A 26,033-nucleotide genomic window follows, 5' to 3' on the forward strand; every position below is an offset into this window, starting at 1 on the left:
AGAGCAATCAGGGGGACAGGGAAAAGTATGATTCATATAAAGAACAAAAAGAAACTGGCGGTGATCTGCGGTGTTGTGGCAGGCGTGTGTGCTCTCGGCATTTTGGGAGGATTTTTCGCACTCAACAGTTATGTGGGGAAAGCCGCAGAAAATAAGGTGCTGGATGGAATTTATATCGGAGAAGTAGATGTCTCAGGTCTATCAAAGGGAGAGGCAGAAAAAGAATTGAATGCGTGGTTTGAGAAAAGCGCCAGGAAACCAGTGACGCTGCGAGTGGGAGACAAAACAGTGGATGTGCAGCCGGATGAGCTTGGCGTTTCCTTAAAAGAACCGGAAAAAGCAGTGGAACATGCCATGGAATATGGGAAAAAAGGAAATGTCTTGAAACGCTATCAGAAAATGAAAGAATTGTCAAAAAAGAAAAAACTTGTGTTGGAACAGCCACAATATGACCTGGATGAGAAAAAGGTGAACGAGGTTTTTGAGGCAAAATGCAAACCTCTGGAAGAAGGCGCCAAGGATGCCACGATTGCAAGAGTGAACGGAGCTTTCCAGATTACAGAAGGACAGAATGGGCATTCGCTCAATATGGATAAATCAAAGGAAACATTGAAGACATTTTTCCTGGATACATGGAAAGGAGAAGGGGGAGAGGTCACCCTTGTGTATGAGACGAAAGAGCCGTCCATCACAAAGCAGGATTTGGAAGTGATCCAGGACGAGCTTGGAACATTTACAACGTACTGCGGAACCGGAGGCGGCCGCGTACAGAATATAGAGACAGGGGCAAAACTTATCAATGGCAGGATCATCATGCCCGGACAAGAGTTTTCCGCGGACAAGGCTATGCGTCCGTATACATATGAGAATGGGTTTACAGAGGCCGGTTCCTATGAAAACGGAAAGGTTGTCAATTCCATGGGAGGCGGCATCTGCCAGGTATCCACGACGCTTTACAATGCTGTATTGTTTGCGGAGCTGGAAGTCACCCAAAGACAGCCCCACTCCATGACTGTGAATTATGTGAAACCATCCATGGATGCAGCAATTGCCGGGGATGTCAAAGACCTGAAATTTAAAAACAATACGCAGTACCCCATTTTTATTGAAGGGTATGTGTCAGGGGGAAATCTTACATTTACCATCTACGGAAAAGAGACTAGGCCGGCAGGGCGGGAAATCCGCTTTGAGAGCGAAACGACCGGGACAAAAGACGGAGGTGTGAAGATGACAGAGGCATCCGGACAGGCAATCGGATATTTTTCCAAGACAGATAGCGGACATACAGGAAAGACTGCAAGGCTTTGGAAAATCGTGACAGTGGATGGCAAAGAGCAGAGCAGGGAAGTCATCAACAACAGCAGTTATATCTCCACGCCGACCACATACGCAGTGGGTACGGCATCCGCAAGCGCTGAGGCATCAGCCATTGTAAGAAATGCCATTGGGACGAACAATAAAGACAGCGTCCAGTCTGCGATTTCCAGAGCGAAACAGATCCAAAACGAGCAGGCAGCCAAAAAAGAGCAGGAAAAACAGCAGGAAAATCAGAAAAAGCAGGAGCAGACACCTCCTCAGACAGGCAGTGGAGAGCAACAGCCTCAGACAGAACAGCAGGAAAGGAAAAGAGAATGAAACCAGGAAAACTATCACAGACCATAGTAAGCCGTTCCATTTTAAGGATGTTTCATATACAGGAGGATTCCCCGGCTCTTGTGCCCTCTCCGTTCGATCCGTGTGCCATGCTGCATGCAGAAGGGCGGGAGATATTGATTTCCACGGCCTGCCGGTATGGGAAGAAAGAAACTGTCGGTGTGTATGCAATGGCGGAGGCGTTTGGACATCTGACGGTCAGAGGGGCAAAAGCAAAAAGTATATTTATCTCTTTGTTTTTGCCGGAATGGCTGGACGAGGAAAAGTTGAAAGTCATAACCGGAAGAATGGCCAAGGCAGCGGCAGTTTTTAAAATCAGTCTTTTGGGAACAAAGGCAGAAGTACTTCCGGGATTCGAGGATATTCTTGTGCAGGTGCAGATGCAGGGGAGAGTGGAAGAGAAAAGACTTGTAAACGGAGAGGATTTCGAACAGGCAGATCTTGTTTTTGCCGGATATGCAGGACTTGAGGGCACACTCCGGATTCTGGAGGAAAGAGAAGAAGAGCTGAAGAAACGCTTTGTGCCAGCGTTTCTTGAACCGTTGAAGGGGCAAGAAGAGAAACTATTTTTGGACCATGCCAAGGGATGTATTTGGAGGGATGGAGTCCTTTTAGCACATCAGGCTGGGGACGGCGGGATTTTTGGTGCACTTTGGGATTTTACCGTTGGCACAGGACATGGTATGCTCATAGATTTGAAGAAGATCCCGTTAAGGCAGGAGACGATTGAGATATGTGAGTATTTTCATCTCAACCCCTATCAGCTGGCATCTGCAGGATGCGCTCTTTTTGCAGCCGGGGATGGGGAGAAACTGGTGAGAGATTTGAAAGCATGCGGCCTTTTTGCAGCAGTGCTGGGGACGCTCAATGATACAAATGACAAACTTATCCAAAATGGGGAGGAGATCCGTTGTCTTGACAGACCCGTTCCGGATGAGTTTGTTAAAATACACACCAATAAATTTTAAAGGAGGATGTTTATGCGGGAACAAATACTGAAATACATTGAAAAGAACAGCCGTGTAGATTTAAAAGATCTAGCGGTCATGCTTGGAACGGATGAGGTGACCATAGCCAACGAGATGGCGGCCATGGAACAGGAAAAGATCATCTGTGGATACCACACAATGATTGACTGGAACAAAGTCGGAATTGAGAAAGTGACGGGCCTGATTGAGGTGAGGGTTACCCCTCAGAGAAATATGGGATTTGAGAAAATCGCAGAACGCATCTATAATTACCCGGAAGTGTCTTCCGTGTATCTGATCTCCGGTGCGTATGATTATCTTGTTATCCTGGAAGGCAAGACACTTCTGGAAATTTCACAGTTTGTCTCCGATAAACTTTCTCCGATTGATGAGGTTGTCGGTACAGCGACACATTTTATTCTCAAAAAATACAAAGACCACGGAACTATTTTTGATAAGAAAGGGAAAGCAGACAGAATGCTGGTGACGCCATAATGAGAAATCCATTATCAAAAATAGTGACAGAGATTGAGCCTTCCGGTATCCGTAAATTTTTTGACATTGTCAATGAGATGGAGGATGCGATTTCCCTTGGCGTAGGAGAACCGGATTTTGATACACCGTGGCGGATCCGGGAAGAAGGGATTTATACGCTGGAGAAAGGCAAGACTTTCTATACATCCAACGCTGGTCTTCAGGAATTGAAAGATGAAATTTGTAACTATCTTGAGAGAAAGATTCATGTGAGGTATGACAGCAAAAAAGAAGTTGTGGTCACTGTGGGAGGCAGCGAGGGAATTGACATTGCTCTTCGGGCTATGCTGGATCCGGAAGATGAGGTTTTGATACCGCAGCCAAGCTATGTGTCCTACCTTCCTTGTACTGTGCTCGCAGGAGGAAGGCCGGTAGTCATTCCGCTGAAACATGAGAATGAATTTAAGTTGACGGCAAAGGAACTGGAGGAGGCCATTACACCGAAGACGAAAATCTTGGTCCTGCCATTTCCGAACAATCCGACGGGTTCCATCATGACAAGAGAGGACTTGGAGCCGATTGCCGCCTTAGTGGAGAAGTATGATCTGTATGTGATCTCAGATGAAATCTATTCTGAGCTTACATATGCGGAGGAGCATGTGTCCATCGCATCCCTGCCGGGAATGAAGGAGAGGACCATTGTCATCAACGGATTCTCCAAAGGATTTGCCATGACAGGATGGAGGCTTGGATATGCGTGCGGACCTGCTAATATCATAGAGCAGATGGTAAAGATCCATCAGTATGCGATCATGTGTGCGCCGACAAACAGCCAGTATGCGGCTGTGGAAGGGCTTAGACACTGTGAAAATGAAGTGGAAGAAATGCGTCAGGCGTACAACCAAAGAAGGCGTTTTCTTGTACATGAATTTAAAAGAATGGGGCTGGAATGTTTTGAGCCTTTTGGCGCTTTTTACATTTTCCCGTGTATCAAAGAATTCGGCATGACTTCCGAGCAATTTGCGAATGAACTTTTGATGGAGGAGAAGGTGGCAGTTGTGCCGGGAACTGCGTTTGGACAGTGTGGGGAAGGCTTTCTGCGCATCTCTTATGCATACTCTTTGGAAGATCTGAAAAAGGCATTGGAAAGGCTGGAGCGTTTCATCAATAAATTGAGAGAAAGGCAGAACTAGACATGTTGAATATTGTATTGTTTGAGCCAGAGATTCCTGCGAATACCGGGAATATCGGACGGACGTGCGTAGCTACAGGGACGAGGCTGCATCTTATCGAGCCGCTTGGATTCAGACTCAATGAGAAAGCGATCAAACGCGCAGGCATGGATTACTGGGACGACCTGGATGTGACGACCTACATTGATTTTGAGGATTTCCTTGAGAAAAATCCGGAAGCAAAAATTTATATGGCGACTACAAAAGCGCCGAAGGTTTACACAGACGTACAGTATGAGCCGGACTGTTATATTATGTTTGGAAAAGAAAGCGCAGGGATTCCGGAAGAGATACTTGTAAAACATAAAGAAGACTGTGTGCGTATTCCCATGATTGGGGATATCCGCTCACTGAATCTTGGCAATTCTGTGGCAATCGTGCTCTATGAGGCACTGCGGCAGAATGGATTTGTGAATATGAATAAAGAAGGACATCTACACCGATTGGAATGGGAGTAGGTGCCCTTCTTTTTTATTTTACAGAAAAAATATTATTTGCAAAAAAGGAGAAGACGCAAAATTGTCGAAAATTTAACGAAAAACAAAAGACAAAATAAGCGTAATGATATAAATAATAGACAAAAGTGCAAAATATGTTATAATGAAAACATATGACGGGAACGATAAGAAACAAAACAAAGCTGGAGGGAAAAATGAAATACAAACACAGTGTTTACCGCACGTTTGCTCTTGTCACACAGCTTGGTATCAGTATGATCGTGCCGGTGCTGATCTGTGCGTGGTTTGGCTCTTATCTGGAAGAAAAGTTTCAGATTCCGGTGTTTATTCCTCTTGTGATTTTGGGAATACTATCCGGGGGAAGGAATGTATATCATCTTGCAAGACATGCAAACGAAGATGTGGAGGATCATATAGATGAAGAAGATTGAAAAGGCAGAGCGTACATTGATCGAGATGCTTATAGGGATACTTGTATATGCAGTTGTGGCACAGATCATCTGTATCATAATCGGGTATGACCTTGCCAAAGTGTCTGCAGGACTTTGGATTGGAGTGATACTGGCCGCGGTCATGGCAGTTCATATGAAACGTTCTCTGGAGGACGCGCTGGATCTTGGAGAGTCAGGGGCGCTAAAACATATAAGAAAGACGTATCTTTTGCGTATCGCGGCAGTGCTTTTTGTACTGGGAGCAGCATTGTATTTTCGTATTGGCAATGTATTTTCAGCGTTTGTGGGGCTGATGAGCCTGAAATTTGCAGCTTACCTGCAGCCGGTCATGCATAAAATACTCACAAAAACAAAAAAATCTAAGTAAAGGAGGTTGAGTGGATGGGAACTGCTTTTGGAATTCTGGCTGCAAAGGAACCGGATTTCCAGATACACGGGCTTTTGAAGTTTCATCTGTTTGGCCAGGAACTCTGGCTGACAACCACACATGTCAGTATTGTGATCGTATGTGCGGTTTTGATGATATTTGCCGTGGTCGTGAAGAAAAAATTAAAAGATGAACCCGGAAAGCCGGGCGCTTTGCAAAATGTAGCTGAAATGGGTATTGAGGCGCTGGATAAGATGGTGTACGGCAGTATGGGGAAAAGAGGGATTCCGTTTCGAAATTATATCGGAGCGCTCTTCTGCTTTATTCTGGCGAGTAACCTTTCCGGTCTTTTGGGGGTTCGGCCACCGACCGCAGATTATGGGGTGACGTTTCCTCTCGGCGTGATCACGTTTGTATTGATTCAGTTCAATAACATCAAGTACAACAAAGCAGAGGCCTTTACCGGACTTTTTAAGCCGCTGCCGTTCTTGTTCCCGATCAATTTGATCGGCGAGATCGCAGTTCCGTTTTCTTTATCCCTGCGTCTGTTTGGAAATATTCTTTCCGGGACTGTTATCATGGGACTGATCTACGGGCTGCTCTCAAACATCGCGATAGGGTGGCCGGGATTTCTGCACATTTATTTTGACATTTTTTCAGGCTGCATCCAGACATATGTGTTCTGCATGCTGACAATGGTATTTATCAAAGATAAAATGCCGGATTAAAAGAATTTAAGGAGGTTTTTGGATATGGGAAATATCACAAACGAAGCGTTTATTTTAGGGTGTTCAGCGATAGGGGCAGGGATTGCCATGATTGCCGGTGTGGGACCTGGAGTCGGACAAGGTTATGCGGCGGGACAAGGTGCGGCTGCCGTGGGAAGAAATCCGGGGGCAAAATCGGATATTACATCCACCATGCTTCTGGGACAGGCGGTTGCCGAGACAACAGGCCTATACAGCCTTGTCATTGCCCTGATCTTAATTTTCGCAAATCCGCTTTTGGGAAAACTATAGGAGGAATGAAATTTGGAGCGTTTATTTAACCTGGACGCGCAGCTTATTTTTGACGCATGTACGCTTGCAATCTCCATGTTTGTGCTCTTTACCTTTCTATCTTACATGCTTTTTGAGCCAGTCAGAAACGTGCTTGAAAAGCGCAGGCAGGCAGTTGCGGATGAGCAGGAAAATGCCGCAAAGGACAGAGAGGCGGCAGCTCTTTACAAAGCCGAGTATGAGAAAAAACTAAAGGAAATCGACAAAGAGGCAGAGCAGATTTTAAGCGCTGCCAGAAAAAAGGCGATGCAAAATGAGGCAAAATTGATCGCAGGGGCAAAGGAAGAGGCCGAGAGGATCCTCTCCCGCGCAGATGCACAGATTGAGCTGGAGAGAAGACATGCCCTGGATGATATGAAACAGGAGATGATTTCCATTGCCTCCATGATGGCGGCAAAGGCAGTATCCGCATCTGTTGATGTCAAGGTACAGGAGGAGCTGCTTGATAAGACGCTGAAGGAAATGGGTGAGAATACATGGCAAAGCTAGTGTCAAAAATATATGGGGATGCGTTATTTCAAACTGCCATGGAAGAAGGCAGACTGGATGAGTTTTTCGCTCAGGCAAAAACAGTAAAAGAGATTTTGGGAGAGCATGGAGAGCTTTTTAAACTGATTGATGAGCCAAAGATTGACAGGGAAGAAAAACAGAAGATCCTGGAAACCATATTTGGCGGAAAAATCGCGGATGAACTGACCGGACTTTTTCTTCTTCTTGTGGAAAAAGGAAGGTTTAAGGACACGGGACGTGTGTTGGAATATTTTCTTTTGAGAGTGAAGGAAGAAAAGAAAATTGGGATTGCAAAAGTAGTCTCCGCTATGGAGCTTACGGACGGACAAAAAACCAAGATAGAAAAACGGCTGCTGGAGACGACTATGTATGTGTCCTTTGAGGTGGAGTATTTGGTAAACCCTTCACTTATCGGAGGCCTCACCATCCAGATCGGGGACAGGATCGTGGACGGCAGTATCCGTACAAAACTGGAAAAGCTTGCCGGAGTGCTGAGGAACATACAGGTCGGCGGGGAAGAAGGAAAACAGAAAAGAGGTGAAATGGTGCCATGAATTTAAAACCGGAAGAAATCAGCTCTGTGATCAAAGAGCAGATTCAAAGATATGCGTCCAGACTGGAAGTGGCGGATGCAGGTACGGTGATTCAGGTTTATGACGGAATTGCCCGCATCCACGGACTTGAGAGGGCCATGCAGGGAGAACTTCTTGAATTTCCCGGCAAGGTGTATGGAATGGTCTTGAACCTGGAGGAGGACAATGTAGGAGCGGTACTTTTGGGGGACGATGAAAATATCAATGAAGGGGATACGGTCAAAACAACGGGAAGGGTTGTGGAAGTCCCGGTGGGAGACTGTATGCTTGGCAGGGTTGTAAATGCACTTGGGCAGCCAATCGATGGAAAAGGACCAATTGAAAATCATAGATTCAGACAAATAGAAAGAGTAGCGTCCGGAGTTATTGCGAGAAAATCTGTGGATACGCCGCTGCAGACAGGGATCAAGGCCATTGATTCCATGGTTCCCATAGGGCGGGGACAAAGAGAGCTGATCATCGGGGACAGACAGACCGGAAAGACGGCCATTGCCATTGATGCGATTATAAATCAAAAGGGTCAGAACGTAAAATGTATTTACGTTGCCATCGGACAAAAAGCATCCACAGTGGCAAATATTGTGCAGACACTGGAAGAATATGGGGCAATGGATTACACGACCGTTGTGGCTGCAACCGCAAGTGAGCTGGCGCCATTGCAGTATATTGCTCCGTATTCCGGCTGTGCGATTGGAGAAGAGTGGATGGAGAACGGGGAGGATGTTCTGATCGTCTACGATGATCTTTCCAAACATGCCACCGCATACCGGACACTCTCCCTTCTTCTTCGCAGACCGCCTGGAAGAGAGGCGTTTCCGGGGGATGTCTTTTATCTGCATTCCAGGCTTTTGGAAAGGGCTGCAAAGCTTTCAGACAAATTGGGTGGAGGGTCCCTTACAGCCCTGCCGATCATTGAGACGCAGGCTGGGGATGTATCCGCATACATTCCGACCAATGTCATATCCATCACGGACGGACAAATTTATCTGGAGACAGAAATGTTCAATTCAGGTTTCAGGCCTGCCGTCAATGCAGGGCTTTCCGTATCCCGTGTGGGAGGCTCTGCGCAGATAAAGGCGATGAAAAAGATTGCAGGACAGATTCGTATTGAGCTGGCCCAGTACCGGGAGCTGGCTGCGTTTGCACAGTTTGGATCTGAATTGGACGCGGAGACAAAAGAAAGACTTGCGCAGGGAGAAAGGATCCGTGAAATTTTAAAACAGCCGCAGTACCGGCCAATGCCGGTGGAATATCAGGTCATTATCATCTATGCGGCAACGAGAAAATATCTTCTGGACATTCCGGTGGAGGAGATTCAAAGATTTGAGGAAGAGATTTTGGAATTTATCTCTACAAAATATCCGGAGATTCCAGACAAGATAAAAGAAGAAAAAACACTTTCCGAAGAGACAGAAGAACAGTTAAGAAAGGTGATCGTAGAATTTAAAGAAACATTTTGTTAGGAGGGATGAGACATGGCGTCTATGAGAGATATTAAACGGCGCAGAAACAGCATTGCCAGCACGCAGCAGATCACAAAAGCCATGAAACTTGTCTCAACCGTAAAATTGCAGAAAGCAAGGACGCGCGCGGAGAACTCCAAACCTTATTTTGCATGCATGTATCAGACAGTGGCTTCTATGTTGTCAAAAGTAGGGAAGATCGATCATCCCTGCCTGCAAAGCGGAAGTTCTGACAAAAAAGGGATCGTGGTGATCACATCCAACCGTGGGCTTGCAGGCGGATACAACTCAAATATAGTCAAATTAATTGTGGACAGTGGTTTTGAAAGGGAAAAGGTAAGGCTCTACGCAGTCGGGACAAAAGGGATTGAAAGTTTTGCGCGCAAAGGCTATGAGGTGGCGGCAGACTACTCAGATGTGTTGGAGTCTTTGGTTTACGCGGATGCAAAAGAGATCACAAAGAAACTTTTAAGTGATTTTCTGACTGGCGAGATCGGAGAGATTTATGTGGCCTATACCTTTTTTAAGAATACAGTCAGCCATATACCGACACTGATGAAATTGCTCCCGATTGATCCTGGATCTATGGATGAGGAGAAAAAAAATGGGGCGAAAGAGAGCGGGGAGGATGAGGAAGAGAAACTCACGCTGATGAATTTTGAGCCTAATGAGGAGCAGGCACTGGATCTGCTCGTGCCAAAATATCTGTCCAGTATTTTGTACGGTGCCATGGTGGAGGCAGCGGCCAGTGAAAATGGGGCGCGCATGCAGGCCATGGATTCGGCGACAAATAATGCGCAGGAAATGATGGAAGAGTTAGCTTTAAAATATAACCGGGCCCGTCAGGGTTCCATTACACAGGAATTAACAGAAATTATAGCCGGGGCGGAAGCGCTTGGCTAACAAGGGAGTGGAACAATGTCAGAAAAAAATACAGGAAAAATCACTCAGGTTATCAGTGCAGTCTTGGATATCAAATTCCCGGGCGGAAAACTTCCGAAGATCAATGAGGCGATCCGCATCAAAAGAAAAAACGGGGACACATTGGTCGTGGAGACAGCACAGCATCTGGGGGACGATGTGGTAAGATGCATTGCCATGGGACCAACCGACGGACTTGTAAGGGGAATGGACGCAGTTGCAACGGGAGCACCGATCCTTGCCCCTGTTGGGGAGGGGACGCTTGGCAGGATTTTTAATGTTTTAGGAGAGCCGATTGATGAGAAACCGGTCCCGGAAGATGTGGAATATGAGCCAATCCACAAAAAGGCCCCTTCGTTTGAGGAACAGGCAACCGAAGCGCAGATGCTGGAGACTGGGATCAAAGTTGTGGATCTCCTCTGCCCGTACCAGAAGGGCGGAAAGATTGGGCTTTTTGGGGGTGCGGGAGTTGGCAAAACGGTGTTGATCCAGGAGTTGATCACCAATATTGCGACAGAGCACGGGGGATATTCTGTGTTTACCGGAGTTGGAGAGCGCACAAGAGAGGGAAATGATCTCTACTATGAGATGTCGGAATCCGGTGTTATCAATAAAACGGCAATGGTGTTCGGACAGATGAACGAGCCGCCGGGAGCCCGTATGAGAGTGGGCCTTACCGGACTTACCATGGCGGAGTATTTCAGGGACAAGGGTGGCAAGGATGTCCTTCTTTTCATCGATAATATTTTTCGTTTTACTCAGGCCGGTTCTGAGGTGTCCGCCCTGCTTGGACGCATGCCTTCCGCGGTTGGATATCAGCCAACGCTTGCAACGGAGATGGGCGCCTTGCAGGAGAGGATCACATCCACAAAAAATGGTTCGATCACATCTGTGCAGGCAGTTTATGTGCCTGCGGACGACCTGACTGACCCGGCGCCTGCAACAACATTTGCGCATCTGGACGCCACGACTGTGCTTTCCCGTTCGATCACAGAGCTTGGGATTTATCCTGCTGTTGATCCGCTGGAGTCAAGTTCCAGAATTCTGGATCCGAATATTGTAGGGGAAGAGCACTATAAGGTTGCCAGAGGTGTGCAGGAGATCCTTCAGAAATATAAAGAATTGCAGGATATTATCGCGATTCTTGGCATGGATGAACTTTCGGAGGAGGACAAAATCCTCGTTGCAAGGGCGAGAAAAGTACAAAGATTTTTATCCCAGCCATTCTTTGTGGCAACCCAGTTTACTGGACTGGAAGGGCGGTATGTGCCAATCTCTGAGACAGTGCAGGGGTTCAAGGAAATTCTCGAAGGAAAGCATGACGAGATTCCGGAAGGATATTTCCTCAATGCCGGGAACATTGACGATGTGCTGGCGCGCATGCAATAGGGGGTGTTTCTTTGGCAGAATCATTTGAACTCCGTATTATTGAACCGGAAGGAGATTTTTTCCAGGGAGAATGTGACTTTTTAGAGTTTGTTTCCGTGGAGGGAGAGATGGGGATCTACAAAGACCACATTCCTCTGACAACAATCCTGGAACCTTGTGTGATGAAGATCCACAAAGGGGAAGGGATGAAAAAGGCGGCAGTTCTTGGAGGATTTCTGGAAATCTTAAAGACAAAGGTAACAGTGCTCGCAGAGGACGCCCAGTGGCCGGGTGAGATTGATGTAGAACGCGCGAAAGCGGCCAAAAAGAGGGCAGAAGAAAGACTTGTCTCTAAAGGTGAAGATGTGGATGAACGAAGAGCTGAAGCTGCGCTGAAACGGGCGATAGCAAGGATACAGACAGTAAAATAGAATAAGTAATGAGAAATGGCGGATTGCAGGATATTGTGATCCGCCATTATTTTGCCGCAGTATAAGCAAACACTGTAGGTGGCAAAGTTTTTGTGTGAATTTAAATATAATAAAAAAATGTACAAGGATCATAGCTTTGTTGTTGGTCGCAACTATAGTGTTTTCAGGAGGGACAACCAGTAACATACAGGCTCTGGCTGCTGACAGTGAACCAGTGACAGTGAAAACAGAAAAGGATGTTTATGTTCAGGGCGGCGGCAGTAAAGACGAAGTCATGAACCATAAAGATGGCTGGCTTTGCGTAAAAACGACAAATGCAGGTGGATTGGAGGGCAGTTACCACAGAAACCGGATGGGATGCCGGGGAAATGACCTGGAACAAATTTCCTGAGCAGGATCAACTGGTGGCTACCTTTACAAAAGACAATATTGACCAAAACAATAATTTGACCATTGATGTAAGTTCAGCTGTGGAAGAGGCTGTAAAAAATGGACAAGATGCTATTAGTTTTGAAGTGAGCATGTTAAATCCGAATGATGCGAATGATGTGGCGATTTACTTTTACAGTCATAAATGCAGCGGAAAATCCGGTCCGTGGTTGGAAGTGTCCTATGATGCTCAAAAAGAAGAGCAGGAACAGGTTTTCCGTAATCTGCGCACAAAATGGAAAAATTATTTGGTTGGGGAAAATCTGGATCCAAAAGATTCTGCTGTAAAAATTTATGTAGATACCTTAAACACTACGGCAAATACATACTGGGAAAATATGAACAGAAGCGATGAAACCAGCCGCAGACAGCTGTGGGATGATGTCGCGATTTATGAGCCGGACGGCACAAGAAATGGTCCGGCACAGGTGAATTCCAATTTTGAGCGGCTGCTAAAACTGGCATTGGCGTATGAAACGCCTGGATGCGATTTATACCAGAATCAAGACTGTCTGCAGGAGATCATTTACGGGCTGGAATTTATGGTGGATACTTATTATAATGGCAGTACCAGCCAGCATTGGGGAAACTGGTGGGAATGGGAGATCGGTATCCCGCAAAATTTGTGTTCCACACTTTTAGTATTGCACGAAGAAATCCCGCAGACATCGATCGAATATCTCCTGACTGGAGTTGAGCGGTATGCACCGAACAGTGACTCGGCAGGAATTCCAGGTTCTCCTAATATGACAGGAGCCAATTTGCTCGACAAAGTGCTGGTAGTGGCACAGACCGGTGTCTTAACCGGAAATGAAAGCAAGATGGACCATGCATATACGGCTCAGAAAAAAGCGTATCGTTATGTCACAAGTGGTGATGGTTTTTATGAAGACGGATCATTTATTCAGCATGGCTCCCTTGCGTGCACTAGCGATTATGGCCGCAAAATGTATAAATGTATTGCTGATCTTTTTTACATATTAGATGATACACAGTGGGAAGTAAAATATAGTGATGGCAGTGAACAGGTTGTTTATAATGGAGTGTTCGATGCAATAGAACCTTTGATATATGATGGACAGTTTGCTGACAGCACAGCAGGACGTGGAGTGTCAAGACCTACTGAGAATACCCGTACCAGGGCGGTCGGGATTATGGAATCTCTCCTTCTTATTGGCACTACTATGGATGACAGGGAAATGAAGTCATCGTTTGAGAGTATGGCAAAGTATCAGATTGGCGTAGATGAAACCTATTTTTATCAGAATGCGACAAACATTACATCCATACTGCTGGCAAAAGAAATTATGGAAAACGATGCCATTGAAGCAAGAGACGATTACTCTGTCCACAAAACATACGCGGGTATGGACCGGATTTCTCACGTTCGGCCTTCCTATATGTTTAATATTTCCATGAGTTCGACCAGACGGAGTAAGTTTGAGAATTTCAATGATGAGGGCAGGAGACTTTGGAATATTGCAGATGGTATGACTTATTTATATACGGATGAGTTGGATCAGTACACAAATGATTACTGGGCATCCATTGACCCTCACCGTTTACCTGGAACAACTGTAGAACATGCCTTGAGCAGACCTGCATTTACTTCCCGCACTGTGACCGGAAAAACCCCTTACAGCTGGGCGGGAGGCGTTACATTGGGCGATTATGGTACAGCAGGGGTACAGATGAAGTCGCTTGGAAATGAGACAAAAGGAAATGGCAATGAGCTGACAGGGGCTGATTCAAAAAAATCCTGGTTTATGTTTGATGATGAGATCGTTGCAATTGGCAGCAGTATCACTTCTGATACTGGCAATTGTGTGGAAACCATTATTGACAACCGTCAAATTGAGCTGGATTTGTCCAATACAGTTACGATTAATGGAGAAACACCGGATCTTGTGGATAATAGTGATAGCAATGATAAACACGGGACAACCATTAAAAATGCACAGTGGGCCAATATTCAGGGCAGCACGGAAAATTCCACGATCGGCTATTATTTTCCAAAAGAGGGAACAACGATCCAGGCGTTAAAAGAACGCCGTGACAGCAATTATAATGTACAGCATTATACAGATAAGGAGGTCAGCGGAAGTTACGCAACGTTGTGGTTTGACCATGGGGAAAATCCAACGGACGAAAGCTATGAATATGTCATTTTGCCGGGTAAGGATGCAGCGGAGACGAAAGCATATGCAGAAAATCCCCAGATTGAGGTGATTGAAAACAGCGATGATGCACATGCAGTGCGCCATAAAGGACTGAATATGACAGGCATCAATTTCTGGAAAAATGAGGAGAAGACAGCAGCGGGAATCACTTCGAATAAACAGGCATCCGTCATGATGCGACAGACGGAGGATACATTGGAGATATCTGTTTCTGACCCAACCCAGACGAATAATGGAACGATAGAGCTGACAGTGCCAATACCATGCAGCGAGGTAGTGTCAAAGGATGATACTGTTTCTGCGGACATGACATTGACATCAGTGAAACTGACTATTGATGTGGCAGGGGCAAAAGGCAAAAGTCATTCCATCGTGCTGAAAACTTCTGGTATCCAAAACAAGAACGCTATTGTAAGCGTTTCTGATCCTGATATGATCTATACAGAAAAAGGCACTGAATTTGAAGACCTTTCTTTGCCAGAGACAGTTTCAATTCAGACCAGTGACAATATACAGTATGATGCGCAGGTAGTCTGGAGCAATGCAGGTTATGACGGAGATTCCGTAGGCTTATATGAACTGAGCGGTCTTATTGTACTGCCTGAAAGCGTGACAAATCCGGAAGGGCTGAGTGCAAAGATCATGGTACAGGTGGGGGATATATATGCGAAAGCCTCCCAGGATACCTTTGTGCGTGACAATTCCACGACAGGAAACGACCACAAGAGCAAGCCGGAACTGGAAATAAAAAATGACGGCAAGGGATATTCGCGAAAAGTTCTGGTGAAAATTCCACTGAAAGATGTTCCAAAAGATGCGGATAAGATTTACTTTATGTTTGAATTTGCGGCATCTCCAAATTCCGGTTTTAGTGATTTGGCTATATACCAGACAGAAGATTGGGATGAGACGACCGTAACATGGGATGATTTTCCGGAACGTATCGGGGAAAAAGTGGCAAGTGTCACACGCGAGGATGTGGAAAAGGATCTTTGCCAGAAGATTGATGTTACAGATCTTGTAAAACAGGCTGTGGAGGCAGGAGAAGAGCAGATTTCATTTGAACTGAGCATTCCTGAGTACTCAAAGGACAATTATGCTGCAATTTGTTCTTTGGAACATAAAACCGGCCAGGTTCCGACCTTGTATTTTGAAACAACACCGGATCCTGAGGTGACAGTAAACAAAACAGCTCTTCAGGCTTTATACGAAGGAAATTTACACTGGAGAGAAACGGATTTTACAGCTGAGAGCTGGAAACCTTTCAAGGACGCTCTGACAGAGGCGGAACAAGTGCTTCAAGATGAATTGGCAACGCAGGATCAAGTGGACGAAGTAGAAACCATCTTGAGAGAGGCTGTAAAAGGTCTTGTAAAAAGCGAAGCACAAAACCTGTCTACTGCAGTTTTAGAGTATGCACTGGAGCTTGCAAAAAAAGCAGATACTGCAGGTGTGAATAAACAGGTTGTGGAAAAATTTGAAGCAGCAGTAGCCCATGGACAGGAGATTCTCAACAAGGTAGAAAGCCAGGATCAGACTGTGACACAGTCCATCCGGGAAGAACAGTATGAAGAATCAGGGGTACTTGCAGTTCGCAGTGCGCTTGCAGAGGCATGCAATGTAATGGAAAATGAACAGGCAGAAGAAAAAGAAGTAGAGTTGGCAGCAGAGAATTTACAAAAAGCAATGGATGCACTGGTTGTAAAAACTGATATGAAGGAGACAACAGGAACACAGGCGAACGTAGCAGACGAAAAATCAGTGACAACAAATGACACTGCAAAAAGTACAGTGAAATCTGTAAAAACAGGAGATATGGCGAACATGGTATTGCCGTTGACAGTTGGATTGGCAGCTTTGGCAGCGTTTGTGCTGAGTGTTTCCAAAAAGAAGGAAAGATAATAGTATAAAGTTCCTGTAGGAATTTGAAGATTGAGAGAGCCGGAAGGGATCCGACTCTCTTTTTTGATGAGCTGTGTAAAACGTAGAATGATAGAGCGATTAGAATAGAAATTTTGATGGACTTGGCAACAAACTCCAGACTTTTGAGTTTAGTGGAGCTATTTTGACGAGTAACTCTATAATTTTGCTTTTGAAAAGATAAAAGAAATAAAAGATAAAAAAAGAAGAAACTATTTTGAAAATACAATTCTTTTTGTGGTTAATAAAAAAATATAGTATTTTTGAGAAAAATAGAATGAAAATATAAAATGCACAACAAAACATAAATAGTGGAAAAAATAAATGATAGTTGACTTGAAGTTTGAGAAATAATATAATTATTTTAACAAAAGAAATTTCCATATAAACAAAGAGGTGAATTTTAGTATTAAATTGAGAAGTGAAACGTATAATGTCGAAAAATATTTCTTTGCTACGTGGTAGTTGCAAGTGTGTAGTTCTTTTTATTCAGCTCTGTTTTGCATTGGCTGAAACAAAGGCGGTGCATGAAGTAGTTGGCATGATATATTATATGAATTTAGGAATGTGTATCTGAGTACACGGGCAACAGACGTGTTTTGTGTATCTTGAGCAAAATAAGATTATATGTCTACTTTTGCATATGATTTACAAGTCAAATACTGAAGTAAACAGAGTTTTTGTGCATGGCAGTAAGAGTATGAGTAATGAATGCTGTACTAGTTTGCTGTGAGGAAGGCGGAAAATATGATGAAGAAAAAACAAAAATGGTTAGCGGGGACTGTTTTAACAATGGGATTGATGATGGGTTTAAGTGTTTCGGCCGTTGCAAGTGACCCAACGACCAGAAGTGCAAAAGATTCAACATTTCCAAGAGTGTTTATTGGCTATGACTATGGAGATGGATATAATACGAGCATACGTAGTAAAGAAGATGACAGTTACAACTATGTAATGAACACATCAGGATTCAATTTGTGGGTAGTGACAAAGGCAGGAACTGATAATAGTAATGTAACAAGAGGAAGTTATGCTATTATACCAAATGGAGAGTGGTTTATTACCAACTATGTTTATGAAAGAGGTTACAGATCTTGTTATTTGGATATCACAACGGCAAAAAGTGGTGTTTCCGGTTATTTAAGTGGAAAATGGAGCCCGGATTCTGTGGGCAACTATCCGGTTGCAAACTAAGTGTAGCAAAGGGGCAGTTCCTTAAATGGAACTGCCGGCCTTTAGAAAATGGAGGTGGAAAAATGTCTGTGAAGAATAAAAAGTTTTTGGCGTTGATTATTGCTTTCGGATTTGCATGCCTGCCATTAACAGCCTGTTCCCTCATTGGAAATGATGCGCAGAAGAATTTTGGAAAGGGTGAGGAGGTAGCGCCATACAGACCACAGCATTTGCAGAAGGATAAGTTACACTCATTGGGGGAGAGCGCCCCGTTTGCCCATCCGACAAATCAAAATAAAAAAGCGGTTGGAGCGGAGTGGACCGTCAAAACAGCAACGCTTTTTAAAAATCCACAGGAGGCGGGAATTTCTATGGATGAAGTATTGACGGACAATGAGACACATTATGATCTTCAGACGGGTGAGCCATCTGGAGTGGACCTTTCAAAATCTAGTTTTCTACTCTGCGATATTACGATTAAAAATATCAGCTCAGAATACATGAATATTACAGATCTTAGCCTAGTTTATCTTCCAGAGAGAGACAAAGAGTTGAAATTAGTCGGACTTCCGGCTTATTTTTTTAAACCAAAAGAAGTAGAGGACAGTACAGATTATTACAATTTTAAATTGCCGGTGGACAAGACTGTGGATACCAAGGTTGGATGGTGGGTAAATTTGGAAGAGTGTAAAAAAGAAAATTTATATCTCATGTTTAGTTATGGAGGAGACTCAGAGTACCAGCAATTTTGGAATTTGAATCTGCAGGGAGGGGAATGATATTGAAAGAGATGTTAAAACTGGAATTTAGAAAGGCGTTGAGAAATAAATCATTCTATATTTCACTGATTATTGGATGTATCATTACTATGTTTTCGCTTGTATACAATATAGAAATTTATCAAAATGAAATTATGATGATTCAGGGAGACCGTTTAAATCCAATGTATGGAGTCCTAAGTCTGTTTAATCGATGGATTGGTGGAGAACCGTTCTCTTTTGGATCATCTGCTTATTTTTTTGTTTTTCCACTATTAGTTGCAATTCCATATGGATGGTCTTATTGTGAAGAAAAGCAGAGTGGTTACACAAGGCTTGTGACAGTATATTCCGGGAAAAAGGCTTACTTTTTGGCTAAGTATGCAGCTGTATTTTTGAGTGGTGCTTTGGCCATGGTGCTTCCGCTAGTATTCAATTTTCTGGTATCTGCATTATTTTTTCCGGCAGTCACTCCGTCCCCATTATATTGCACGAGTAATGGAGTTTTTTACGGTTCGCTCATGTCGATGTTGTATTATTCGGCTCCATTTTTGTATGTGTTTTTTTATCTTTGTATTGATTTTGTTTTTGGAGGACTGATTGCCTGTTTAAGTTATAGTGTTTCCTGCATTGTAAAATACAAGGTAATTGTGGTGATATTACCGTTGTTTCTTTTACTGGCATTTCACTATTTGCGCCAGTTTATCTACACCTCACCGGAAGTTCATCATTACAAAGAGATTTCGCCACTGTTTTTTCTGCGACCGGTTCAAATTGTGTACCATACATCATGGACAGTGATTTTGATTGGCGCGGCGATACTGTTTTTCATTACATTTTTGAGTATTATATGGGAGTACAGACATGAAATTTATTAGATATTTGCGATTTGATATACAGCAGGGGATTCTTCGCAACAAAGCGCTGCTTTTCACTCCGGCAGTGATTGCGATAATCATATTTTTGGATTTTGTGGGAAAAGCACATAGATTTTTGGATGCCGGATTGATCGCAGAAGGAGTCAGCTATGGGGATTACTGCTTTTATCTGTATGGCGGCATGTATGAATACATTCCAGATGTTGCAAACGCATTTCGGTTTCCGGTTGTCTGGATCACGGTATTTCTGGTTATTCCATTTCTGCTTTTAAATTATCCGTTTAAGGATCTATTTGGGGCAGGGCAGCAAATCCTTGTACGATCCGGAAGACGTACTGCATGGTGGATGTCAAAATGCTGCTGGAATATTTTAGGAACAATCTTATATCATCTGATTATGCAATTGACCGCTCTTGCGTTGTTTGGTGTTTTGAGGATGGAGATCTCGAACCGGATCCATATGGACTTTATTCGGCTGGCGTTTCAGATTGGGCATCAGGAGGTATGGGAGCAATCTATATTGCCTTTTGCAGTGGCTTTTTTGCCAATCCTGGTATCAGTCAGCATCAATATGTTTCAGATGACGCTTTCATTGTTTGTGAAACCAATCTTTGGATTTTTCACAGTGAGTCTTTTGTTCTTGGCATCCGCTTACCGTCTGTCCTCCTGGCTGATTGGTAACTATGCTATGATATACCGATATGATTGGATGTTGAAGACAGGAGTTTCCATGAAGGTTGGCGCAGGTATGGTAGCAAGTCTGTTGTTCGTGTCGGTTATTGCAGGGCTGATCCGGTTTCGGTATTATGACATATTGGAAAAGGAATAGGAGAGATTGTTATGGTTGAGATTGAAGTAAATCATGTGACAAAACGAATTCATAAAAATACGGTACTTCAGGATATTAGTGCAAAAATGCACGAGGGGAGGATTTACGGACTTCAGGGAATAAATGGTTCTGGAAAGACCATGTTGATGCGTGTGATCATTGGCCTGATTCGACCTACAGAGGGAACTGTATCCATTAATGGAGATGTTCTGGGAAAGGATATTGAGTTTCCGGAAAGTATTGGATTTCTCCTGGAAAACCCCACATTTCTGGGCCGTTATTCCGGGTTGGAAAATTTAAAAATGCTGGCGGGAATCAAAAAGCGTATTTCTGAAGACAAAATAAGGGAAAGTATCCGGGCAGTAGGGCTGGATCCGGAAGACCGGAAAAAATACCGAAAGTATTCTCTTGGAATGAAACAGCGCCTTGGTATTGCAGCGGCTATTATGGAAGAGCCGGATATCGTAGTTCTGGATGAGCCGACAAATGCGCTGGATGAGTCAGGAATAGGTCTTGTAAAAGAGATTTTGTTTCAGCAGAAAGAAAGGGGAGCACTTGTTATTGTTTCTTGCCATGATATCAGTATTCTAAAAGAGATTTCGGATGAGATTTTTAAATTGGAGGAAGGTAGAGTGATCGATCATTTTTGCCCGGAGTAATGATAAAATGAGGAGGAGAGCATGATGTGGAAAAAAAGAATTGGAATTGCGGCCATTGTATGCTGTCTCATTGGCATCTATGGTGCTAGAGTGTACGCAGTCAATGAAGATACGCACCTGTACCTGCCAAAACGACAGGTTTTTGAAAAAGGGGAGAAGGTTGCATTTGAAACCGATTATAATGTATCAAAAAGTGATATGGCCGAAGGATATACCATTCAGGTGCTGGATTCAAAGCTACTGTCTGCGGAGGAATTTTTTCAGGAGTATGATGCTGAAGATATGGGTATGGCTACTCATTATTATATGGTGAAGGTATGTGTGGAAAATGTCAGCAATGAACATGTGGGTGAGCAAGGAGTTGCAACAGGAATGACTATGTTGGTTGGAACAAATTATGCGATTATTCCATCTCCGGATATGTTTCGGGCAGTGAACCCGGATATGCCGGCGCAGTCATTTTCTCTGCAGCTTGGAACAAAGAAAGAGATATGGCTTGTATTTTCCATTATTCCCGGAAATACACCGGATTATAAGCATATAGAGGAGGATACACCGATGCTGCAGATCACACAGTATCCTAATCAAAAATTGTTGCAGATTTTATAAGAATTTGGAGTTTTGTTACTGCTCTAAACCTTTGAAAATTGAGAAAGTCAAATAAATTGTCGGTTGAGTAAAAAGGCTGATTTTAGAGACACGAGATTTTTCTCGTGTCTCTTAATATTTGTATTTGGAAAAACAGATAGGACTGAGATGCTGTATCTAAATTTAGAAAATAAATTTTGGAGTCAAAGGCTTTGTTGTTATATAGTGGCTATAGATTGCCGAAATGATTGCTCCGCTTTATGTAGAAAAACGCTCTTTGAGGCATCTTGCCTACTCTGTAAGCTTAAAATTTTCCGCATCTGCCAAATCTTCTTTCAAATTTTCAAAGTGTTCCGACCAGGAATTTTCCACGTCCGCATCACCGGAAAGCGATTGGTTTTCTTTAAACTCTTTTTCAAGGCTTTCTACATATTTTTGGATTGGCAGATCTTTTTTGTAAACTTCAAATTCGAATTGCCAATAAGCATCTTCATTTTCAAATTGCTGAATTGCTTTTTCGACGTCTTCTTTGTTGTCTGCGGTTTCGATAAACTGTTTTAGCTCGTCAAGATAAGCCCAGATCTCATCGTCTGTTACAGTGTATCCATGTTTTATGGCATCCTGGAACAGGGCTTCTCTTTCAAAAACATACTCTTTTGCCTGAAGTTCGGCATCTTGCTCGGATATTCCGGAGCGGATAAAAAATTGTTTTGCCTGATCAAATTCTGTTTGGAGAATTTCTCCATTGTGCCCAACCGCATAGATTTCTTTTGAAGTGTTTTGAGTAACACGTTTTTGAGGCTCTGTCCCGGAAGTGCGGGTTTGGACAAACACAATAATGAGCAACAGTGCCAGAAAGGCAAGAATACAGACGACAGATATCCGATATTTTTTGTTTTTCATAACTTTTCACCTCTCTCTATACAAGACCAGATAAAATGGTGCCAATTGTGTTGTTCCCAATGTATCGTTAATTATATTATAAGGTAAATGACTTTGAAATCAATTATTATGAACTGAAAAAGAAGGATGATTTCAGAACAAATTTTTCATTGCCTGTGACAAAAATATAGAGAAAATCAATAAATATATAAAAAATATTTATTTGCAATTATTTGTACAAATACTTAAAATAGTACGGGCAAAAAAGGAAAGGGAGGTTTTAGAATGGACGCACTTTTAAGTGTGAACTGGATAGCATTACTTGTGCTGATGATTGCGCTTTTGATGTTTAAAGTTTTGAATCGTCTGGCGTATAAAATCAACTGGACATTTGTAATTCTGATCAGTATGGTTATGGGAGCTGTGATCGGTATTGTCTTTGCTTCCGAAAATAATTCATACCTGACATGGCTGGGCCTGATAGGAGATATCTATGTAAATCTGATCACAGCACTTGTGGCACCGGTCATTTTGGTATCTGTTATTTCAGGGCTCATTGCACTGAATGACAAAGAAAAAATGAAACGGATTGGAACAAAATCCGTATTCTGGCTGATGATCTCATCAGTCATTGCAGTTGTGATCACGATCTTGTTCGGGATGGCGACGCACATTGGAAATGGTGCTGGAGCAGTATTTTCCGATATTGCAAGTGTTACGGATACAACACTGAGCGCTTATGAGGAGATGGGCACATCCCTGGACAAGATTATTTTAAGTCTGTTCCCGACAAATATTGTAGGAGATCTTGCAGCAGATAATATTGTCGCAATTATCATCATTGCAGTGGCCATTGCAGTGGCATATGTGAATGTAGCTACGGACGAAGGAGAAGGTAAAGTAAAGGCATTTAAAGATTTTGTGGAGGCCTTCAAGAAGATCATTTTCCATGTACTTACATTTGTGATCGATCTGACACCGTATGCAGTGCTCTGCCTGACTGCAGTTTCCGCAAGCCAGCTGCTCAGCGATAAAGATGCGCTTGTACAGCTTGTGATCCTTGTGGGGCTCATCTATATTGTATGTCTGATCCAGACATACGGTGTGAATGCACTGCTTTTGAAATTTGGGGCAAAGGTAAGTCCGCTGAAATTTTTTAAGAAAACGTTTGATGCACAGGCAACAGCATTTACTACACAGAGCAGTGTAGGAACACTTCCCATCACCATAGACAGATTGATCCGCAAGGTCGGAGTGGACGAGGAAGTTGCAAACTTTTCTGCTCCTCTTGGAACCACGATCGGAATGGCAGGATGTACGTGTATCTGGCCAATTTTGCTGGCAATGTTTTATATCAATGCCACAGGACAAAACTGGAGTGCAAGCCAGTATCTGGTGATGTGTTTCATGTGTCTTGTACTTTCACTGGGAAGCGCAGGAATGCCGGGAATCGGAGTCGTTACAGCAGTTTCTCTGTTCAGTGCAGTGAATCTTCCGATTGCAGCTGTTGTACTTTTGATTCCGATCAATAATATTACGGATATGGTCCGTACACTGACCAACGTGGTTGGAGCCAGTGTGACTGCAACGGTTGTTGCGCGCAACACAGACCTTCTGGATGACGAAGTGTTTGAGAAAGAAGAGATGACACAGAAGAAGGAGGGACAGGCATGAAAAAATCAACGATCGTCCTGATCGTGGCTGCGGTTGTTTGTCTGGGACTTTCTGCATTTTCCCTGAAAGCATCGGTTTCCAGAACAGACAAAGCGATCGCCGCAATCGGAGAGGTTACATACACGGATAAATGTAAGGAAAAAATTGACCGCGCAGTTGAATACTATAATGCGCTGGACCCGAATTTTAATCTGAAAGATAAAATTGAAAATAAGAAAGAATTTGACACAGCAAAAATTGAATACGCACGTTTGGCGATCAAAGCGGCCAGCGTGGCGGATGCAAGAAAAACAGCAGAAGGATATTCTTCGGATGATGTGAAAAAATATGTCACAGAGGCAAGGGCGGTTGTGGACAGTTATCTGACACCTGACCAGTATGCTCTTGTGGAAAATTATGCAGATCTTACTGCATTGGAGTCTGAATACACTTCCACAGGCGGAAGCGGCGGAGGAGATTCCGAAGAAGTATCTATTCCGATGTGTTAGGATAACAGGAGGAGATTCAGGATGAAAAGAAAATTGATCTCGGCTGTTCTTGTTGCTGCGATGACAGTCGGAATATTGGCAGGATGTGCGCTCTCCCAGAAGGAGAGCAATAGAAACGAGGCAGGCTCACAGAAAAAAGAAACGTTGGAAAGTACAAAAACACAGCTTTCCTCGCCGGATTATGATTTTGAAAAAGAATATGCTTTTGGGGACTTCAATGCACATTCCCGTGCAGATATGGAGCGCCAGGGAGGAATCGATACTTTTGAAGACAAGGAGATCGTATTCCAGGACATCAGCTATGACCAGTTGATCTATCTTTTGCAGCAGGAGGGTAATTTTTTGATCCAGTTAAGCGGATCCTGGTGTCATAACAGCCGCGCAATGAGCCCTTCGGTAAATGCGTTTGCAAAAGAGTATGGGATTGATACTATCTATTCCTATGACTTTAATGTAGATAACGGTGAAGATGGATCCATGTTTGTGCGCATGTCAAATGAGAAAACAACGCTCGGCACAAAATATAATTATATGTATGGTGAATTCGTGTCAAAATATCTTACCAATCTGGACGACTGGATTGCATATCCGTCTGATGATGACACCGCTGTTTCCTACACAAATGCGCAAGGAAAGGAAGTAACGGTCGGAAGATTACAGCAGCCGTTTTTATTCCTCTACAACAAGGACAATACGGTTGACAACAGCGGTTCCGGAAACGGCAGCAAAAAATGCCCGGTTGTCTATGCGTTTGAGGAGATGGCAGAGCGCGATTCAAAAGGGGTTTATGTAAAAGAGACTGACGATGAGGGAAATCCGGTTCTCGATGAGGATGGAAATCCTGTGAGAAAGTACATCACAGAGGAATACAATGAACGTCTTCGCGGAATTTTCGACCACATTAAGAATAATAACCTGCAGCTTGCCCATTACACAAAAACAGACTATATGCGCCAGGCTTTCAACAGTTATGGAACGGAAATCTTTAAACCGGATGAACAAATCAATGTCTATCCGGTGACTTACCGTCAGTTAAAGTGGCTGCTTGGCGAAGATGGAAATTCCCTTGTGCTCATCGGAGGCCCGGGAAGTGAAAAGACAAGGGCAGTGATTTCCAAGATCAATCAGTATGCAGTGGAAAATCAGGTAAGGGTCTACATGTATGATCCGCAGATCGATGGCGGATATACGATAGATAAATGGGGCTATACACAGACAACAAATATTTGTGAAGAAGATTCCCCGATCATAAAAATGTACACAGACCTTGTAGATGGATATCTGACAAATCTGGAGGTCGCAAAGACAACGGAAGACGGTGTACCGCTGATTCAGGAACCATTTTTGTTTGCATACAATAAAGATGCAGTGGATGAGGATGGATTTGCGGCGCCGATTGCAGCATACGCAGAGCTGCCATATACATTGGACCCGGAGACAAGACACTATATTGGCAAGGAAAAAAATCAGACTGCATGTGATGAACAGATTAAGACTGTATATGCAGGATATGCCAAGTGGGCAGGCATTGAGTAAACAATAAATACGAAGACAAAGAATCTTTTGTGAGCATTCACAGAAGATTCTTTGTGCTATAGGAAACTTCGATTTCCTATAGCACAAAGCC

27 protein-coding genes are annotated in these 26,033 nt (G+C 43.6%); 26 read left to right on the forward strand and 1 reads right to left on the reverse strand.

Going from position 1 to position 26,033, the window contains the following annotated elements:
• The first annotated feature begins 27 nt into the window (after nt 1-27).
• From B5F18_RS04075 to B5F18_RS04180, 23 genes are all read left to right on the forward strand, one after another.
• Complete coding sequence (locus tag B5F18_RS04075) at nt 28-1,635, forward strand: VanW family protein (protein ID WP_087156395.1); 1,608 nt, start codon at nt 28-30, stop codon at nt 1,633-1,635.
• Nucleotides 1,632-2,621 (forward strand): AIR synthase-related protein, encoded by a 990-nt coding sequence (locus B5F18_RS04080; protein ID WP_087156396.1) that lies wholly within the window; start codon nt 1,632-1,634, stop codon nt 2,619-2,621. Before B5F18_RS04075 ends, B5F18_RS04080 begins: the two co-directional genes overlap by 4 nt.
• 12 nt (nt 2,622-2,633) lie before the next feature.
• Nucleotides 2,634-3,116 carry an Lrp/AsnC family transcriptional regulator gene (locus B5F18_RS04085; RefSeq protein WP_087156397.1) on the forward strand — a complete coding sequence of 161 codons (483 nt, stop codon included), beginning with the start codon at nt 2,634-2,636 and terminating at the stop codon, nt 3,114-3,116.
• Nucleotides 3,116-4,288, forward strand: coding sequence for an aminotransferase class I/II-fold pyridoxal phosphate-dependent enzyme (locus B5F18_RS04090; protein WP_087156398.1), 1,173 nt, complete (start codon nt 3,116-3,118; stop codon nt 4,286-4,288). The genes B5F18_RS04085 and B5F18_RS04090 overlap by 1 nt, the downstream gene beginning before the upstream one ends.
• Nucleotides 4,289-4,290: 2 nt before the next feature.
• Nucleotides 4,291-4,785 (forward strand): tRNA (cytidine(34)-2'-O)-methyltransferase, encoded by a 495-nt coding sequence (locus B5F18_RS04095; RefSeq protein ID WP_087156399.1) that lies wholly within the window; start codon nt 4,291-4,293, stop codon nt 4,783-4,785.
• Between the two features lie 194 nt (nt 4,786-4,979).
• Nucleotides 4,980-5,216, forward strand: a complete 237-nt coding sequence (locus B5F18_RS04100; RefSeq protein WP_087156400.1) for an AtpZ/AtpI family protein — start codon at nt 4,980-4,982, stop codon at nt 5,214-5,216.
• Nucleotides 5,203-5,604, forward strand: coding sequence for a hypothetical protein (locus B5F18_RS04105; protein WP_087156401.1), 402 nt, complete (start codon nt 5,203-5,205; stop codon nt 5,602-5,604). Before B5F18_RS04100 ends, B5F18_RS04105 begins: the two co-directional genes overlap by 14 nt.
• Nucleotides 5,605-5,618: 14 nt before the next feature.
• A complete protein-coding gene (gene atpB, locus B5F18_RS04110) occupies nt 5,619-6,332 on the forward strand; it encodes a F0F1 ATP synthase subunit A (protein ID WP_087156402.1) in 714 nt (237 codons plus the stop codon).
• Nucleotides 6,333-6,356: 24 nt separating this feature from the next.
• Nucleotides 6,357-6,623, forward strand: a complete 267-nt coding sequence (gene atpE / locus B5F18_RS04115) for an ATP synthase F0 subunit C (RefSeq protein WP_087156403.1) — start codon at nt 6,357-6,359, stop codon at nt 6,621-6,623.
• A 12-nt stretch (nt 6,624-6,635) separates the two neighbouring features.
• Entirely contained in the window at nt 6,636-7,151 is a 516-nt protein-coding gene (atpF, locus tag B5F18_RS04120) for a F0F1 ATP synthase subunit B (RefSeq protein ID WP_087156404.1), read from the forward strand.
• On the forward strand, nt 7,139-7,726 hold the full coding sequence (atpH, locus tag B5F18_RS04125; RefSeq protein WP_087156405.1) for an ATP synthase F1 subunit delta: 588 nt from the start codon (nt 7,139-7,141) through the stop codon (nt 7,724-7,726). The genes atpF and atpH overlap by 13 nt, the downstream gene beginning before the upstream one ends.
• Complete coding sequence (gene atpA, locus B5F18_RS04130; protein ID WP_087156406.1) at nt 7,723-9,228, forward strand: F0F1 ATP synthase subunit alpha; 1,506 nt, start codon at nt 7,723-7,725, stop codon at nt 9,226-9,228. Before atpH ends, atpA begins: the two co-directional genes overlap by 4 nt.
• A gap of 12 nt (nt 9,229-9,240) precedes the next feature.
• Nucleotides 9,241-10,131 (forward strand): ATP synthase F1 subunit gamma, encoded by an 891-nt coding sequence (gene atpG, locus B5F18_RS04135; protein WP_087156407.1) that lies wholly within the window; start codon nt 9,241-9,243, stop codon nt 10,129-10,131.
• 15 nt (nt 10,132-10,146) lie between these two features.
• Nucleotides 10,147-11,538, forward strand: coding sequence for a F0F1 ATP synthase subunit beta (gene atpD / locus B5F18_RS04140; RefSeq protein WP_087156408.1), 1,392 nt, complete (start codon nt 10,147-10,149; stop codon nt 11,536-11,538).
• A gap of 11 nt (nt 11,539-11,549) precedes the next feature.
• Nucleotides 11,550-11,948 carry an ATP synthase F1 subunit epsilon gene (gene atpC, locus B5F18_RS04145; protein WP_087156409.1) on the forward strand — a complete coding sequence of 133 codons (399 nt, stop codon included), beginning with the start codon at nt 11,550-11,552 and terminating at the stop codon, nt 11,946-11,948.
• 94 nt (nt 11,949-12,042) lie between these two features.
• Nucleotides 12,043-12,339 (forward strand): hypothetical protein, encoded by a 297-nt coding sequence (locus tag B5F18_RS12385; RefSeq protein ID WP_143468355.1) that lies wholly within the window; start codon nt 12,043-12,045, stop codon nt 12,337-12,339.
• A complete protein-coding gene (locus B5F18_RS04150; protein WP_242955800.1) occupies nt 12,317-16,459 on the forward strand; it encodes a polysaccharide lyase family 8 super-sandwich domain-containing protein in 4,143 nt (1,380 codons plus the stop codon). Before B5F18_RS12385 ends, B5F18_RS04150 begins: the two co-directional genes overlap by 23 nt.
• A 765-nt stretch (nt 16,460-17,224) precedes the next feature.
• A complete protein-coding gene (locus B5F18_RS04155; RefSeq protein ID WP_087156411.1) occupies nt 17,225-17,671 on the forward strand; it encodes a DUF2712 domain-containing protein in 447 nt (148 codons plus the stop codon).
• Between the two features lie 62 nt (nt 17,672-17,733).
• The gene (locus B5F18_RS04160; RefSeq protein WP_087156412.1) at nt 17,734-18,429 is read left to right on the forward strand and encodes a DUF5027 family lipoprotein; all 696 of its coding nucleotides are present in this window, start codon (nt 17,734-17,736) and stop codon (nt 18,427-18,429) included.
• A gap of 2 nt (nt 18,430-18,431) precedes the next feature.
• Nucleotides 18,432-19,286, forward strand: a complete 855-nt coding sequence (locus B5F18_RS04165; RefSeq protein ID WP_143468358.1) for a hypothetical protein — start codon at nt 18,432-18,434, stop codon at nt 19,284-19,286.
• Nucleotides 19,273-20,115 (forward strand): hypothetical protein, encoded by an 843-nt coding sequence (locus B5F18_RS04170; RefSeq protein WP_087156414.1) that lies wholly within the window; start codon nt 19,273-19,275, stop codon nt 20,113-20,115. The genes B5F18_RS04165 and B5F18_RS04170 overlap by 14 nt, the downstream gene beginning before the upstream one ends.
• Before the next feature lie 11 nt (nt 20,116-20,126).
• On the forward strand, nt 20,127-20,774 hold the full coding sequence (locus tag B5F18_RS04175) for an ABC transporter ATP-binding protein (protein ID WP_087156415.1): 648 nt from the start codon (nt 20,127-20,129) through the stop codon (nt 20,772-20,774).
• A 21-nt stretch (nt 20,775-20,795) separates the two neighbouring features.
• Nucleotides 20,796-21,383, forward strand: a complete 588-nt coding sequence (locus B5F18_RS04180; RefSeq protein ID WP_087156416.1) for a DUF5028 domain-containing protein — start codon at nt 20,796-20,798, stop codon at nt 21,381-21,383.
• A gap of 270 nt (nt 21,384-21,653) precedes the next feature.
• Here the strand turns inward: B5F18_RS04180 and B5F18_RS04185 are convergent, their stop codons facing one another.
• A complete protein-coding gene (locus B5F18_RS04185; RefSeq protein WP_087156417.1) occupies nt 21,654-22,265 on the reverse strand; it encodes a hypothetical protein in 612 nt (203 codons plus the stop codon).
• A gap of 264 nt (nt 22,266-22,529) precedes the next feature.
• On the opposite strand from B5F18_RS04185, the gene B5F18_RS04190 reads away from it, so the two are divergent.
• From B5F18_RS04190 to B5F18_RS04200, 3 genes are read left to right on the forward strand one after another with little or no spacing between them, the layout of a single operon-like run.
• Entirely contained in the window at nt 22,530-23,918 is a 1,389-nt protein-coding gene (locus B5F18_RS04190) for a dicarboxylate/amino acid:cation symporter (RefSeq protein WP_087156418.1), read from the forward strand.
• Nucleotides 23,915-24,406, forward strand: a complete 492-nt coding sequence (locus B5F18_RS04195; RefSeq protein ID WP_087156419.1) for a hypothetical protein — start codon at nt 23,915-23,917, stop codon at nt 24,404-24,406. Before B5F18_RS04190 ends, B5F18_RS04195 begins: the two co-directional genes overlap by 4 nt.
• A gap of 21 nt (nt 24,407-24,427) precedes the next feature.
• A complete protein-coding gene (locus tag B5F18_RS04200; protein ID WP_087156420.1) occupies nt 24,428-25,942 on the forward strand; it encodes a hypothetical protein in 1,515 nt (504 codons plus the stop codon).
• Nucleotides 25,943-26,033: the final 91 nt, after the last annotated feature.

It is taken from the genome of Lachnoclostridium sp. An181, assembly GCF_002160325.1.
GTDB lineage: Bacteria > Bacillota > Clostridia > Lachnospirales > Lachnospiraceae > An181.

Coding starts and splice junctions, on each gene's coding strand:
- B5F18_RS04150 (WP_242955800.1), top strand. CDS start 12,317: ATGACCTGGAACAAATTTCCTGAGCAGGATCAACTGGTGGCTACCTTT.
- atpD (WP_087156408.1), top strand. CDS start 10,147: ATGTCAGAAAAAAATACAGGAAAAATCACTCAGGTTATCAGTGCAGTC.
- B5F18_RS04075 (WP_087156395.1), top strand. CDS start 28: ATGATTCATATAAAGAACAAAAAGAAACTGGCGGTGATCTGCGGTGTT.
- B5F18_RS04105 (WP_087156401.1), top strand. CDS start 5,203: ATGAAGAAGATTGAAAAGGCAGAGCGTACATTGATCGAGATGCTTATA.
- B5F18_RS04095 (WP_087156399.1), top strand. CDS start 4,291: ATGTTGAATATTGTATTGTTTGAGCCAGAGATTCCTGCGAATACCGGG.
- B5F18_RS04200 (WP_087156420.1), top strand. CDS start 24,428: ATGAAAAGAAAATTGATCTCGGCTGTTCTTGTTGCTGCGATGACAGTC.
- B5F18_RS04175 (WP_087156415.1), top strand. CDS start 20,127: ATGGTTGAGATTGAAGTAAATCATGTGACAAAACGAATTCATAAAAAT.
- B5F18_RS04170 (WP_087156414.1), top strand. CDS start 19,273: ATGAAATTTATTAGATATTTGCGATTTGATATACAGCAGGGGATTCTT.
- B5F18_RS04180 (WP_087156416.1), top strand. CDS start 20,796: ATGATGTGGAAAAAAAGAATTGGAATTGCGGCCATTGTATGCTGTCTC.
- B5F18_RS04185 (WP_087156417.1), bottom strand. CDS start 22,265: ATGAAAAACAAAAAATATCGGATATCTGTCGTCTGTATTCTTGCCTTT.
- B5F18_RS04090 (WP_087156398.1), top strand. CDS start 3,116: ATGAGAAATCCATTATCAAAAATAGTGACAGAGATTGAGCCTTCCGGT.
- B5F18_RS04100 (WP_087156400.1), top strand. CDS start 4,980: ATGAAATACAAACACAGTGTTTACCGCACGTTTGCTCTTGTCACACAG.
- B5F18_RS04085 (WP_087156397.1), top strand. CDS start 2,634: ATGCGGGAACAAATACTGAAATACATTGAAAAGAACAGCCGTGTAGAT.
- B5F18_RS04080 (WP_087156396.1), top strand. CDS start 1,632: ATGAAACCAGGAAAACTATCACAGACCATAGTAAGCCGTTCCATTTTA.
- atpH (WP_087156405.1), top strand. CDS start 7,139: ATGGCAAAGCTAGTGTCAAAAATATATGGGGATGCGTTATTTCAAACT.
- atpE (WP_087156403.1), top strand. CDS start 6,357: ATGGGAAATATCACAAACGAAGCGTTTATTTTAGGGTGTTCAGCGATA.
- atpA (WP_087156406.1), top strand. CDS start 7,723: ATGAATTTAAAACCGGAAGAAATCAGCTCTGTGATCAAAGAGCAGATT.
- atpB (WP_087156402.1), top strand. CDS start 5,619: ATGGGAACTGCTTTTGGAATTCTGGCTGCAAAGGAACCGGATTTCCAG.
- B5F18_RS04160 (WP_087156412.1), top strand. CDS start 17,734: ATGTCTGTGAAGAATAAAAAGTTTTTGGCGTTGATTATTGCTTTCGGA.
- atpG (WP_087156407.1), top strand. CDS start 9,241: ATGGCGTCTATGAGAGATATTAAACGGCGCAGAAACAGCATTGCCAGC.
- B5F18_RS04190 (WP_087156418.1), top strand. CDS start 22,530: ATGGACGCACTTTTAAGTGTGAACTGGATAGCATTACTTGTGCTGATG.
- B5F18_RS04195 (WP_087156419.1), top strand. CDS start 23,915: ATGAAAAAATCAACGATCGTCCTGATCGTGGCTGCGGTTGTTTGTCTG.
- B5F18_RS04155 (WP_087156411.1), top strand. CDS start 17,225: ATGATGAAGAAAAAACAAAAATGGTTAGCGGGGACTGTTTTAACAATG.